15 protein-coding genes are annotated in these 13,451 nt (G+C 62.5%); 11 read left to right on the top strand and 4 right to left on the bottom strand.

What is annotated here, in order from left to right:
- Positions 1-78 precede the first annotated feature (78 nt).
- Positions 79-894 carry a cytochrome c biogenesis protein CcsA gene (ccsA, locus tag HQL98_14050; GenBank protein ID MBF0273168.1) on the bottom strand — a complete coding sequence of 272 codons (816 nt, stop codon included), beginning with the start codon at positions 892-894 and terminating at the stop codon, positions 79-81.
- A gap of 120 nt (positions 895-1,014) precedes the next feature.
- Here ccsA and HQL98_14055 point away from each other — a divergent pair, with 120 nt between their 5' ends.
- Both HQL98_14055 and HQL98_14060 read left to right on the top strand, forming a co-directional pair.
- A complete protein-coding gene (locus tag HQL98_14055; protein ID MBF0273169.1) occupies positions 1,015-2,229 on the top strand; it encodes a 2-C-methyl-D-erythritol 2,4-cyclodiphosphate synthase in 1,215 nt (404 codons plus the stop codon).
- 110 nt (positions 2,230-2,339) lie between these two features.
- Positions 2,340-2,660, top strand: a complete 321-nt coding sequence (locus HQL98_14060; protein ID MBF0273170.1) for a PilZ domain-containing protein — start codon at positions 2,340-2,342, stop codon at positions 2,658-2,660.
- Between the two features lie 19 nt (positions 2,661-2,679).
- On the opposite strand, the gene HQL98_14065 is transcribed toward HQL98_14060, so the two are convergent.
- Complete coding sequence (locus tag HQL98_14065; protein ID MBF0273171.1) at positions 2,680-3,690, bottom strand: NAD-dependent epimerase; 1,011 nt, start codon at positions 3,688-3,690, stop codon at positions 2,680-2,682.
- Positions 3,691-3,787: 97 nt separating this feature from the next.
- Between HQL98_14065 and rnhA the strand changes: the two genes are divergently transcribed.
- Both rnhA and HQL98_14075 read left to right on the top strand, forming a co-directional pair.
- The gene (gene rnhA / locus HQL98_14070; GenBank protein MBF0273172.1) at positions 3,788-4,294 is read left to right on the top strand and encodes a ribonuclease HI; all 507 of its coding nucleotides are present in this window, start codon (positions 3,788-3,790) and stop codon (positions 4,292-4,294) included.
- A gap of 160 nt (positions 4,295-4,454) precedes the next feature.
- On the top strand, positions 4,455-4,670 hold the full coding sequence (locus tag HQL98_14075) for a DUF465 domain-containing protein (GenBank protein MBF0273173.1): 216 nt from the start codon (positions 4,455-4,457) through the stop codon (positions 4,668-4,670).
- A gap of 157 nt (positions 4,671-4,827) precedes the next feature.
- Here HQL98_14075 and HQL98_14080 read toward each other — a convergent pair whose 3' ends face one another.
- On the bottom strand, positions 4,828-5,163 hold the full coding sequence (locus tag HQL98_14080; protein ID MBF0273174.1) for a hypothetical protein: 336 nt from the start codon (positions 5,161-5,163) through the stop codon (positions 4,828-4,830).
- A 204-nt stretch (positions 5,164-5,367) separates the two neighbouring features.
- Here HQL98_14080 and trmB point away from each other — a divergent pair, with 204 nt between their 5' ends.
- Positions 5,368-6,093, top strand: coding sequence for a tRNA (guanosine(46)-N7)-methyltransferase TrmB (gene trmB / locus HQL98_14085; protein ID MBF0273175.1), 726 nt, complete (start codon positions 5,368-5,370; stop codon positions 6,091-6,093).
- A gap of 114 nt (positions 6,094-6,207) precedes the next feature.
- Entirely contained in the window at positions 6,208-7,449 is a 1,242-nt protein-coding gene (locus HQL98_14090; protein ID MBF0273176.1) for an MFS transporter, read from the top strand.
- Here HQL98_14090 and holA read toward each other — a convergent pair.
- A complete protein-coding gene (holA, locus tag HQL98_14095) occupies positions 7,340-8,413 on the bottom strand; it encodes a DNA polymerase III subunit delta (GenBank protein MBF0273177.1) in 1,074 nt (357 codons plus the stop codon). The two genes, HQL98_14090 and holA, sit on opposite strands and share 110 nt — an antisense overlap.
- Positions 8,414-8,613: 200 nt before the next feature.
- On the opposite strand from holA, the gene HQL98_14100 reads away from it, so the two are divergent.
- The 5 genes from HQL98_14100 to HQL98_14120 all read left to right on the top strand — a co-directional run bounded on the left by HQL98_14100 (position 8,614) and on the right by HQL98_14120 (position 13,388).
- A complete protein-coding gene (locus tag HQL98_14100) occupies positions 8,614-11,139 on the top strand; it encodes a hypothetical protein (protein ID MBF0273178.1) in 2,526 nt (841 codons plus the stop codon).
- Positions 11,136-11,564 (top strand): RNA-binding S4 domain-containing protein, encoded by a 429-nt coding sequence (locus tag HQL98_14105; protein ID MBF0273179.1) that lies wholly within the window; start codon positions 11,136-11,138, stop codon positions 11,562-11,564. The genes HQL98_14100 and HQL98_14105 overlap by 4 nt, the downstream gene beginning before the upstream one ends.
- A 162-nt stretch (positions 11,565-11,726) precedes the next feature.
- Positions 11,727-12,215, top strand: a complete 489-nt coding sequence (locus tag HQL98_14110; protein MBF0273180.1) for a response regulator — start codon at positions 11,727-11,729, stop codon at positions 12,213-12,215.
- A 40-nt stretch (positions 12,216-12,255) separates the two neighbouring features.
- Positions 12,256-12,555 carry a circadian clock protein KaiB gene (gene kaiB / locus HQL98_14115; protein MBF0273181.1) on the top strand — a complete coding sequence of 100 codons (300 nt, stop codon included), beginning with the start codon at positions 12,256-12,258 and terminating at the stop codon, positions 12,553-12,555.
- Positions 12,556-12,569: 14 nt separating this feature from the next.
- Positions 12,570-13,388 carry a response regulator gene (locus tag HQL98_14120; GenBank protein ID MBF0273182.1) on the top strand — a complete coding sequence of 273 codons (819 nt, stop codon included), beginning with the start codon at positions 12,570-12,572 and terminating at the stop codon, positions 13,386-13,388.
- Positions 13,389-13,451 lie beyond the last annotated feature (63 nt).

Consider the following 13,451-nt stretch of genomic DNA (forward strand, 5'->3'; position numbering starts at 1 on the left):
AACGAATATAGACGATCCGGTGGTGCGGGTCAAGAGGAAAATGAAAGACGATTGCTTTTTTTGGACGTTTTTTAGCAATCAATTGATATGCAACAAAATTTCCTTTACGAACTTCACTCCCAGAAAGGCCAGCACCAGCAACAGGTAGCCCCAGAGGGTCAAACGCACCGCTTTGCGCCCACGCCACCCCTGATAGTGACGCCCCAAAAGCAGTACGCCGAACACCAGCCAAGTGGCCAGGGTGAACAGCACCTTGTGGCTCCAGGCAAAGTAGACCCCCCGCACCTCGTGGGCATGGATCGCCCCGGTGGCAATGCTCATGGTCAACAGCAGAAAGCCCATGCGCACCATCAAGAAGAGAGTCGTCTCCAGGGCATGCAAAGGCGGCAGCATCTCGAACAGTCCCCCCAGATGTTTGCTCTTCAGGGCGCGCTCCTGAAAGGCATCCATCAACGCGAACACCGCCGCGATGGTGAACAGTCCATAAGCCAGCAGGGACAGCACCAGGTGGGCGATCAGCCAGGGGCCGGTCACCCCCCGCACTTCGGGCACCGCGGAGTTGACGAACTGGGAGCTGCCCAGGGTGATCACCATCAACGGCAGCAGCAGTACAGCCGCCGCACGGGTTTCCCGGTTCACCAGCCGCCAGCCCACCAGATACAGCAATCCCATCACCCCGGCGGACCACTCCAAGGAAAGGGCCAGATTCATCCCCAGCCCTCCCCCGGAAGCCACCACACCGCGAATGATGGGAACCGCCTGCATCACCCAGCCGGCGGCCACCAGCCACCAGACCACTCCCGACTCGTGACGGCTGCCCCGCAACTGATGATAGGTACACCAGACCGCTCCCATGGCATACAGTCCTGTGGCCGCCAGCAAATGCAGATCCATATTGAAGTGACCTCCTCGTGGTCCAAGTTTTCCCGCTTGACGTCGCCGAACTTTTCCCCTACCCAATGATCCGGTTCCCTCCCCCCTTCCACTCTATATATAGAAGAGGAAAAGGCCATCATGCCGCTTCAGCAGACTCCGGACCCCGGCACCGAACCCCTCACCCTGATCGTCGTTGCCGCCGGACAGGGCAAACGGTGCGGTGGCGCGTTGCCCAAGCAATACCAGGATCTCGACGGTCGCCCCCTGTTGGCCCATACCCTGGATCACCTGCACGCCGATCCTCGGATTGCGGCGATTCTGCCGGTGATCGCCCCGGATGGGGAGGAACTCTGGCAGGCCGTCATGGGCCGGCATCTGGTTTCCTGGCCCAAACTGCTGGCTCCGGTGGCAGGCGGGGCCGAACGGCAGGAATCGGTCTTCAAGGGGCTCGCAAGCCTGATGCTGCCGGAATCCGCCTGGGTGGGTGTTCACGATGGGGCCAGGCCGTTTCCGGGCCGGGCGCTCCTCGACCGGCTGCTGTTGGCCCGCCGCCATGGGGAGGCCATTATTCCTGCCATTGTAATCCATGACACCATCAAAAGGATAGATGACTCGGAGCGGGTCACGGAGACCCTGGATCGCTCGGTATTGCGCCGCGTCCAGACGCCCCAGATCTTTCGTTTCGGACTGTTGCACCACTGCCATCGGGAGGCGGCCCGCCTGGGAATCGTGGCCACGGATGACGCCTCTTTAATAGAAAGAAGCGACGTGGCCGTGCTGACGGTTCCAGGAGACGAAGCCAATCTCAAGGTCACCCGCCCCGAAGACTGGTTCCTGGCCCGACATCACTTGCATCAAAGGAGAGCCACCATGGACATGCGCATCGGACAAGGTTTTGACGTACACCGTTTCACCCCCGACAGACCCTTGATTCTGGGAGGGGTGACCATTCCCCACGATCAAGGCTTGCTGGGCCATTCCGACGCGGATGTCTTGTTGCACGCGGTGATGGATGCCCTGCTCGGAGCCGCGGCGCTGCGGGATATCGGTCACCATTTTCCCGACACCGATCCGGCCTATCGGGGAGCCGACAGCCGGGAACTGCTGCGTGCGGTCCAAAAGGCGATCACCGACCAGGGATTCACGGTGATCAACGTGGATGCCACGATCATCTGTCAAGCGCCCCGGGTGGCGGCTTACATTCCCGACATGGTGGCGGTGATGGCCAAAATCCTGGCCATTCCCGCCGGACAGGTGAATGTCAAGGCGACCACCACCGAGCATCTGGGGTTCACCGGACGCCGGGAAGGGATCGCGGCCCAGGCCGTGGTCCTGCTGGGGCGTCGGGATTGAGCGGGAGGGGGGTATGATCTGTCAAAAACCATTTACCGCGCCCCCATGACTTGATAGTCTGAAAGACTCACTTGGAAAAGTACGCACCGACCGGATGAGGATCTTGCGCCATGCCCGACTCAAAAACCGAACAACGACGCCGTCACGAACGTTTTTCGTTCCACAACGCCGTGACCCTGACCCTGGAGGACGGACGCCAGTTCCAGGGAACCGTGGACAACATGGGCTTTGGCGGCGCGTCCATGATGGTCAGTGGGGATCCCCCCGAGATCCCGTCCGGAAGCATGGGGAAACTGCGGGTGGTCTTTTTCGGACGTCCCACGGATTATCCCTGTAGCGTGGTGAGTGTCCACGGGAGCAAGCTGGGGATCAAGATTCTGCGGGCCGACTATCAGGGCGCCCCGGAGGAGATGCTGTCGGTCAAGGAGTGATCCCGCCGACTGGCGGGCCTCACACCCCGTGATAGGCCCGATACCAAGCCACGAAACGGCGTATGCCTTCACGCACCGGAGTTTCGGGACGAAAGCCCACATCCCGGATCAAGTCATCCACATCGGCCCAGGTGGCCGGCACGTCGCCGGGCTGCATGGGCAACAGATTCTTGATGGCGCTTTTGCCCAGAGCCTCTTCCAGGGCGGCGATGTACTCCATCAACTCCACCGGCTGATTGTTGCCGATGTTGTAGATCCGATAGGGCGCGGAACTGGAACACGGATCGGGATGTTGACCGGACCAAGCGGGATCCGGTGTCGGGATCCGGTCCAAGACCCGCACCACCCCTTCCACGATGTCGTCCACATAGGTGAAATCCCGCCGCATGCGGCCCCCGTTGAACACGTCGATGGGCCGCCCCTCCAGAATGGCGCGGGTGAACAGGAACAACGCCATGTCGGGCCGTCCCCAGGGTCCGTAGACCGTGAAGAAACGCAGGCCGGTGACCGGCAGACGGAACAGATGGGCATAGGTATGGGCCATCAGTTCATTGGATTTCTTGGAGGCGGCGTACAGCGAGAGGGGATGATCGACGTTCTGATGCACGGAAAACGGCATGGTCTCGTTGGCCCCGTAAACCGATGAGGACGAGGCGAACACCAGATGTTTCACTCCGGAGTGGCGACATCCCTCCAACAGATGGACAAAGCCGACCAGATTGCTTTCCACGTAGGACATGGGATTTTGCAGGGAGTAGCGTACTCCGGCCTGGGCGGCGAGATTGACCACGCCATCGAACCGTTCCTGCTGGAACAGCTCTTCCATGCCGGCGCGATCCGCCAGATCCATCCGGACAAAGGAGAATTCCTCCCGGTCGGTGAGGCGGGACAGGCGGGCGCGCTTGAGATTGACATCGTAATAGTCGTTGAGATTGTCCAATCCCACCACCCGATCACCCCGCTCCAGCAGCCTGAGAGAGAGGTGGGAACCAATGAAACCCGCCGCTCCCGTAACGAGAACCTTGCCCATGCGTTTTCCTTTCCTTTAGACTCTCGGTGAGTGACCCACGAGAATGAACTATAAACGACATCAACCCGGAACGGAACCGCCCACAACGATGGACTCCATGGACTCGGAAACCGCAGCCCAGGCATACCCACAGCCGTCACCCGGCGCGGTGCGCATTCACACGGATGGTGCCTGTAGCGGCAATCCTGGTCCCGGGGGATGGGGGGCTTTGCTGCGTTACGGCCCCCACGAAAAGAACCTGTCCGGTTTTGCGCCCCAGACCACCAACAATCGCATGGAGATGCTGGCCGCGATCCACGCCCTGGAGGCGTTGACCCGCCCATGCCGTGTGATTCTCAACACCGATTCGAGTTACGTCAAAAACGGGATCACCCAGTGGCTGCCCGGATGGAAGCTGCGGGGTTGGAAAAAGAGCGACGGCAAACCCGTACTCAACGCCGAGTTGTGGCGCAGGCTGGATGCTGCCTGTCTGAAACACGACGTGGAATGGCGCTGGGTCAAGGGACACGCGGGGGATCCGGGCAACGAAGCCGCCGACCAGTTGGCCCGGGAAGCCATTGTTTCGGGCCGCGCCGGCGCACTGCCCCCGGATCCCGCCGGTTGAAGGCAAACACCTCAAGGATCAAAGGTCACACATTTCGGTTTCAGTCCACTATTCATCCCAAAAAGGCACGAACCCAAACGGTTTCACCCAACGTGACCAACCGGCACATCCGGGCGGAAGCGATCGTGTCCAAAGCAACCATCGCACGAGGAGGCATGACATGTTTGAAGATCAATTGCAGGCCGTGAACGAACTTCTGAAATCCAATCCGAAATTTCGCGAGATGTACGAGCGTCACGAATCCCTGCGCAACGAAATCGACGAAACCCGCCATGTGCGCAATCAGTTCGACCTGGAGCGCCTCAAAAAGGAAAAGCTCCGCATCAAGGATGCCATGGCCGCCATGCTGGTCGAACACACCGCCGCCACCCTGTGAGTGCCATGCCGCCGCGCCGGGGAAGTTTCCCTGGCGCGGCATTTTTTTGAGCGCGGCTTAAGTCCCGCATCCGCACAAGAAACCGGTCATGCCCGGGATCCGGTCCGGCATCGATGCCAAACATCACACCGGTCCCACCACCCTTGGTTTCAGCGGTTCAATACTTTCTCCAGACCTTGTTATGCCTGAAAATCGACTGCCCATTATTGTTTTCGACCGGTGCCGGAGGCGGAGGCAACGGGAGCCAATGGGTCGGGATCAACTGGGCACGATCCACCATCACCAGACCCTGGGCATTGACCCGTCCCAAAGCCAGATCCTGCCCATCGCTCACCAGCACCACCGAGTTGGGCCGGGGATGACGCTCACCGATGGGCATCCATGCCTTCTGCATGACCTGCACCAGCTGCTCCCCCACATCCACATCCGGGGATTCAAACCAGTCGAGAATCCGCTTGGCTTCCTGCAGATCCAATTTTCTGGGCAGTTTCATCCGCGCCTCTCCCTTGTTTTGTCCATGCGAAAGAGTTCACACCTCTCCCTTTATTATGAAAGGAAAACCCGATCCGTCAACCGGAGAGTGGATGCATGCGTGAACCCCTCTTTCGATTCCAGGTTCCACCATTCCGGCCCCGGGCTTGCAGCGGGTGCCTCTTGTTCCGACGCCTTTCATTGTCATGCATGTTAAGGAATCTCCATGACCCACGACACCCCGCCCGCCCCCGCATCCGACACCTCGCCCGCCTGGAAACCCAAGGTTCACGGACGCAAGCGCGGTTTTCTCACCCCGAAGGAAAAAATCTGGCTGGATGCCACCCTCCCCGACTTCCAGCCTCCCCAGGCCGACAGCCGCGCCGCTCTGCTCGCCGCCCTCGGGGCCGATCCCGAACGGGGACGGCTGATATTGGAGATCGGATTCGGCAATGGTCAATTTCTCGCCCCCCTGGCCGCCGCGCATCCCGAGGACCGGTTCATCGGCGTGGAGGTGTTCCAGGAGGGGATGGCGGCCCTGATCCGACGTCTGCAACGGGACCAGACCACCAATACCCGCATCATCCAAGAAGATGCCCGGCTTGCCCTGCAAGAGCTGATTCCTCCCTGCTCCCTGGACTGGGTGGTGATCAACTTTCCGGACCCCTGGCCCAAAAAGCGACATCACAAGCGGCGCATCGTCCAGGCGGAACTGCTGGATCTGCTGACCCAACGCATGGTCCCCGGCGGACTGCTCACCCTGGCCACGGACTGGGAGGAGTACGCCTGGTGGATGGCGGAGGTGCTGGAAGCCCACAGCGGCTTTGAAAACCTCGCGGCCCCGGAACGGTTCGCTCCCCGTCCGGCGTTCTGGCACGAAACCCGCTTCGAGACCAAGGGCGTCCACGCCGGACGCACCATTCACCATCTGGCCTGGAGGCGTTTGCCTTGAGAGTCCAGGTGGAACGTGTACAAAACCTCACATTCAGGATATAAGGTTCATGTTCGGACGGCAGCACGTTCCCCCTTCATCCATGGCTCGAAACGGGATCACCCACACCCCCCCATGAAACCCAAAACCACCACCGGCATCATTTTCGTCGCGGTTTTTCTGGATCTGCTGGGATTCGGCATGGTCCTGCCACTCATGCCGTTGTATGCGGCCGATCCCCGTTTTGCCGCCACCCCGGCCCAGATCGGCTGGCTGATGGCGATCTATTCGATCATGCAGTTTCTGTGCGCCCCCTACTGGGGACAGCTTTCCGACCGCATCGGCCGACGCCCGACCCTGCTGCTGGGATTGATGGGCTCGGCCCTGTCCTATCTGGCCTATGGGCTGGCCAACGCGTTGTGGATCCTGTTCGCGGCCCGGGCCGCCGCCGGCGTGATGGGAGCCAACATCGCCGTGGCCCAGGCGGCCCTGGCGGACCTCTCCCCTCCCGGAGAGCGTTCCAAGGCCATGGGCCTGATCGGCGCGGCCTTCGGACTGGGATTCGTCATCGGACCGGCCTTCGGCGGCTGGCTGGCGGAATTCGGCGTGGCGGCGGCTCCTCTGGTGGCGGCGCTGATCACCGGCCTCAACGCCCTGGCGGCGTTTTATTATCTGCCGGAAACCCGCTCCCCGACACCTACCGGCACCCCATCCCCATCCGGACAGCAGCCACCCCGCTCCGGACACCCCCTGTTGTCCGCCAATCCCTGGCGTCTGGCGCGACGGTTTCCCGGCGCCTGGATCTCCAGTCTGATCATGGGGGGATTCATCACCCTGTTTTCCGCCTTCGAGGTGACGCTGCCGTTATGGGGCAAGGATGCGCGACACTGGGACATGACCACCACCGGTTGGATCTTCACCTTCGTCGGCGTGATCGCGGTGGCCACCCAGGGCGGATTGGTGCGTCGGCTCATGCCCCGCATCGGCGAAAAACGGGCCGCCATGGCTGGTCTGCTGCTGGTGGTGGCGGGACTGTTCACCCTGCGCGCCGATGGCTGGCCGCTCCTGCTCGGGGCCTTGGCCCTGATCTCCGTGGGCAGCGGCTTGATCCATCCCTCCCTGTCGGGTCTGACCAGCCTCAACACCGATCCCGCCTCCCAGGGGAGCATGCTGGGACTGTTCCAGTCCATGAGCGCCCTGGGTCGCTGCCTGGGACCGGTGCTGGGAGGGGCAAGCTACAACGCGTTGCAAGGAGGCATTTTCGCCCTCACGGCCACGGGGATTGCCGGGGTGCTGGTGGGTTTCGTGCTGACACGCCACCGGATGCGGGATCTGCGCTCAATAGACGGGACAGGCCCATCACCAGACGCTCCATGACCCGACGGGGCTCCCCTCCGCTCTTCAAGGAGCGGTCCGCCTCCTGACAGCGCAACAGCGCATTGGCCAGACGCCGGGACGACAACACCCGTACCTGAGTAAAAAATTCCGCCTTTTCTTTCCAGAACACCTGCAAGGCGGTGGCCACCGCATCCGGGTTGTCCCCTTTGTCCAGCATGGCCGCCCCCTGAATCAAACGCCGCAACCGTTGGGTCAACAGTCCCAGCAACGCCAAGGGCTCATCCCCGGACTCCAGCAGTCCGTCGAGAATGGTCAAAGCCGGCCCGACCCGACCCGCGAACACCGCCGCCGCCAAAGTGAATCCATTCTGGCTCCCGGACCCTCCCACGGATTCGTATACATCCTCCAAGGCGATGCGCCGCCGATCCCCGAGAAACAGGTACAATTTTTCCATTTCCGACTCGGCGTTGCGGGCATCCCCCTCCAGCCGTTCGGCCAACAGCAGCACCGCGTCGTCGTCGGCGGAAAAACCCGCCTCCCGCAAGGTGGTGCGGATCCAGCCCACCAGCTCCCGTCCTTCCAGGGGATAACAGGGCACGCACCAAGCGAGTTTGTGGAACTCGAAGGCTTTGCGCAACGGACTTTTGGCCTCCAGCGGACCGGCCAGCACCACCAGCACCGAACTTTTCGACGGCGACTTCAGATAACGCAACAGCGCCTCCCGGGCCGGAGGAGCCAGTTGATCCGCGTCCTTGAGGAGCACGAAACGCCGCGCTGCCAAAAACGGAAAGGCGTTGCATCCACTCAAGAAACGCCCCACATCCAAATCCGCCCCGTGATGGCTTTCGGCATCCATATCCTCGTCTTCGACGCTCAGCACCGCCCGGCGCACCAGCGCGGCCTGACGGGCCGCCAACCCCTGTTCCTGGCCATACAGCAGCAGGACCGGGGGTGGACCCTCCTGTTTCAAACGTTGAGGCACATCCCGTGCGTTCAATTTCATGGTTTCATGATCCGTGGCTCGATCCAGTCCAGACAGAATGCCAACAGGTGGCCATCCTCATTGAAGTCTGGGAGCATAAGCCTTGCCAGGAAAAATTGCATCCGGCTGTCTCCTGGCGCAAAATCTGTTATGCTGATCTACCGCTTGAACGAACGAGCCGTGCTCCACCGGAAGCGACCCGAACCACACAGGGGATAGTCATGGGAATCCTGCACCGTTTCAATGGTTTGTCCATGGGCACCCAGATCGGATTGGCCTATGGCCTGCCGGCGCTGCTGCTGCTTGCCGCCCTTTGGATCTATCATGGGGCTCTGGAAGAAAGTCACACCCGTTACGGTCAATTGAGCGGCCTCCTGGCGGAACCGGACAAAAATCACGCCGCGCTGGCGATCCGGGAGCAGGAGTTGGCCCGGGCCAAGGCGGCCCTGACCGCCCGGGAGGCGGAGGTGGAACGGGAACGACAGACTCTGGCCCAGCAGGCCCGCGCCCAGGCCGAATCCAAAAAAGAGCCCCCGGTGGTGACGGCGGCCCCCCCGCCCCCCCCTGCACCGCCACGGGCGGAAAAGATCGCCGACACGGGCCGCACCACCCTGGCCGCCGCCGCTGTCGCCCTGGAGCAACGGATCTCCCTGTACAGTCTGGACCGGATCGCCACCCTGGTCACCACGTTGAGACGCCACGAAAAAGAGTACCGCCTCCACTGGAAGGCCAAATACCGGGATCAGTTCGCCCAGACCTGGAAAACATTCCAGCAGGAGCTGGGAGCCGCACCCCTCAAGCCCGCCACCTGTAGTCAACTGGCCACCCTGGCCACCGCCTATCAGGACTCTTTTCAGGAGTTTGTCCGGGTCAATCTGCCCCGCAAGAAAAATCCCAGCATCCGAGAGATCGACCGGATGAACGACGCGGCGGAACAACTGGAGACTTTCATTCACGCCAATCGGATGCCCGGCATCCGGGATGGTTACATCCAGGCGCGCCTGGAAGAGGCGGGACTGCTGCTGGACGGCAACACGGCCCGTCTGACCGCTTTCAAGCGCCATCTGGAGGCCATGCGGGCCAGTGTGCAAGACTCCCAACTCCCGAAAGCCGAACAGGACGCGGTGTTGAGCGATCTGACACGCTACGAGCAGGCCATGCAACAGATGGCGGGAGTCCCGGAAAACCGCACCCCCCTTTCGACCACCCGGGCGCCCGCCCCGGAGCGCCTTCCGACCCAATCCCGGCTCGTCCCCGCCGCCAGCCGGCCCGTCGCCGGCCTGGAGACGACGGGCCTGGAAGGGCTGTTCATCGCCGCGGCGGAGGCCGCCACTCCGGTGATGGCACCCCCGGTGACGCTGCCGGGTGCGGGCCTGGCTCCCTGGCTGGCCACCTTCGGGATCATTTGGGGTGGATTTTTCTCCGGACTGATGATGCGTGGCGGCGCCACCACCCCGGCCAAAGCCGCAGCCCGTTTGCCCATCGCGCCGGAAAAGACCGAACCCACCCTGCCCACCACCGCCAAACCGGCGCCGCGCCACGATCCCGCCCCATGGGAGGCGGTCGGCTCCAGGCTGGCCACAGCCGGCGAGGGACTGACCGATCTGGCCCGCAACCTGACGGACGGCGTTACCCGGTTGCAAGAGACAGGCACCCAGGCCATCCAGACGTTGCGTCGCACACACGACCATTCCGATGATCTGCTGGATGGCTGTCGGCAACAGGCCCATTCCCGAGAGGTGGCCCTGCACGCCCTGGAAGCGGGAATCGACGGGGTGAATCAGGTGGTCAACGCCGCCAACACCACCCACGAAACCATGATGGTCTGGCTGGCCACGGTGCAAGGCGCCGCCGAACACCTGCAAACGCTGCATCCGGTGGCCGAAGGGGTGGGTCATCACGCCCTGGCGGCCATGGAGTCCACCGAACGGGTGGTGCTGGCCCTGGAAGGGGCACGCGCCCGTTGTCTGGACGCCAACCAGGAGTCCCGGGATCTGATCGCCTTTTCGGAAGACGACCGGGAGGTATTGGAACGCCTCACCACCTCGGCCCGGGCCATCGGTTCGGTGGTGGAGTTGATCAACCACATCGCCGAGCAGACCAACATGCTCGCCTTGAACGCCTCCATCGAGGCGGCGGGAGCCGGGGACGCGGGCAAGGGTTTCGCGGTGGTGGCCAACGAGGTCAAGGCCCTGGCCCGCAAGACCGCCGAAGCCACGCAACTGATTTTCGACCGCACCGAAGAGATCTGGACCAACACCGACGAGGTGCGGGAACGGGCACGGCGGGTGCGAGAAGGCGTCCGGCGCATCGGTGAGGTCAACGACGACATGCTCATCGCCTTGAACGAACAAGGGGAGATGGTGACGGCCACCGCCAGCCGGATGCGCACCCTGGCGGACGAAAGCCATGGGGTGGCGGAACTGGCCGGAGCGGCCCGCAACACCCTGCAAGCCGGAATCGAAGGTTGGAACGGCTCCCTGCCCGCCCTGGCGGAGATAACCCGGACCGCCAACCGGTTGTCCGAGCGGTTGACCCAGGATCGACACAACCTCGGGGAGACGGATGCCACCGCGCTGGAAACCCGCCTCGCGGGCATCCTCCAGGGACAAGGGGAGCTGCTCGTCTTGCTGGAGGGTCTGACCCAGGAGGATCCTCTCCTGGATCAGGCGATGCGCGATGTGGCCAACATGGCCGCCACCCTGGACGAACTGCGTCGGGAGCTGACCGCTCCCAGCCTGTCATGAGCGCCACCCGGGGCCGGGAACCACCGGCTGCCGACACGGAAGAGGAGTCCGAACGGCTCGACAAATGGCTCTGGGCCGCCCGTTTTTTCAAGACCCGTTCCCTGGCCATCGAGGCGGCCAACGGGGGAAAAATCCACGTCAACGGTCTGCGAGCCAAGCCGGGCCGGGATATACGGGTGGGAGACACCCTGGAAATCCGCAAGGAGGTGTTTTTGCACGCCGTGGTGGTGGTGGGATTGTCCCGACAGCGGGGACCGGCGACCGCGGCCCGCCTGCTCTACGAAGAGAGCGAAGCGAGCCGGCTGGAACGGGAGCGCATTGCCGAAAATTTACGCGCCGAGCCCCGTCTTCTGCCGGGTGTGGGCCGTCCCACCAAAAAAGATCGCCGGGCCATTGTCCGTTTCCGCGGCAACGAGACGGGATGACTTCTCCCGTTCCGCCCATACCCTGCGGATAAAATCACCACGATTGCGTCTGACGGCCACGTTGGGATGGCAATCGTGGCGGGAGTGTGTCAAGATGGCCATCTATCGCAATGGCACAAAAAAACCAGACCTCAGGCACCAAACCAGGGGGGAGAAAGGACCATGTCGGCGGAACAGTGGGGCGCACCCATCGAAATCCTCTTGGTGGAGGACAATCCCGGAGATGTGGACCTGACCCGCGAGGTACTCACCGACAGCAAGGTGGCCAACCATCTGGTGGTGGCCACCGACGGAGAGGCGGCCATGGACTATCTGCTGGGACACGGCATTCACGCCGGCGCTCCCAAACCGGATCTGATCCTGCTGGATCTGAACCTCCCCCGCAAGGATGGCCGGGAGGTGCTGGAGGAGATCAAATCCCATCCTGCGTTGCGCACCATTCCGGTGGTGATCCTGACCACCTCCCGCGCCGAAGAGGATGTGGTCAAGACCTACCAGCATCACGCCAACTGCTACATCACCAAGCCGGTGGATCTGGATCAGTTCATCCAGGTGGTCAAGGCCATCGAGGATTTCTGGTTCACGGTGGTCAAACTGCCCAGTCGCAACGAAACGCCGGTCCGCCTGATCCCGCGACAGGATCGTCCATGATGCCCGCGAAAGGATCGCCATGTCCATGACCGACTACGGAATGTACGTCCTCAAACTCTTCGTCACCGGCCACACGCCCCGTTCCGAACGCGCCATCCACAACCTGCGCCGGATCTGCGAACGGGAATTGGAGGGTCGTTACGAAATGGTGGTGATCGACATTCTGGAACACCCCCAGTCCGCCGAGGACGAAAAAATTCTCGCCACGCCGACCCTGATCAAGGCACTGCCCCTGCCTTTGCGGCGCATCATCGGTGATCTGACCGACAAGGAAAAGGTACTGCTCGGACTGGATCTGTTGCCCTTGCCCACAGACCCCCTTTCCTGCCCGGCGGAGTGACACGAGATGGTCGCATGAGCGACACCAAGCGTAACGGTGGTTCCATCGATCCTTTGCGCATCCTGCTGGTGGAGGATTCGGAAGCGGATCGTTTGCTGGTGCAAGAAAACGCGCTGTCGGCAGACGCCATCGGTTATGGCCATCTGCCCTCCCTCTCCCTGACTCCGGCATGGGAACTGCGTCAGGCCATGACCCTGCTGGCCCGGGAACGGTTCGACGCGGCCTTGCTGGATCTCAATCTGCCGGACAGCGTCGGCCTGGAGACCTTTCACCGTTTCCGGCGTCAGGCACCGGATCTGGCGGTGGTGGTGCTGACCGGGCTGGACGACGACGCCCTGGGGGCCGACACCATCCGTCACGGCGCCCAGGACTACCTGAGCAAAGGCAATCTGGACGGCACCCTGTTGACCCGGGCGATCCGCTACGCGGTGGAACGGCAACGGCTGCTCAACGAACTGGAACGGACCCGGCAACGGTTGCGTCAGGAACAAGAAATCCAATCCCTGGAACGCCTGTCGGACCGGACACCGGGAGATGGTCTGCGGGCTTTGTCCCTGGAACGGGTCTACGGGGAGTTGGTGCGACACTATGTGATCACCACCCGGGAACGCCGGGATCCCCCCAGAGAAGAGGTGCGCGCCCTGGCGACCCGTCTGGTGGCCATGAACGCCGGCGCCCGGGATGTGGTGCTGTTGCATCTGAAAATGCTGCGGGGTACCGGCCATTGGGCCACCGTGGCCGAAGAACGGGCCTTTTCCCAGGACGCCCGACTGGTGCTGCTGGAACTGTTGGGTCATTTGACCGATTTCTATCGGGAACGGAGCCAGAACTGATCGCCTGCATGGTCACGCTGGCCGCGTCCCGTTTTTATTGTGCGTCACCGCCGGATCCCCCAT

This window comes from Magnetococcales bacterium (assembly GCA_015231755.1).
Classification (GTDB): Bacteria; Pseudomonadota; Magnetococcia; order Magnetococcales; family Magnetaquicoccaceae; genus Magnetaquiglobus.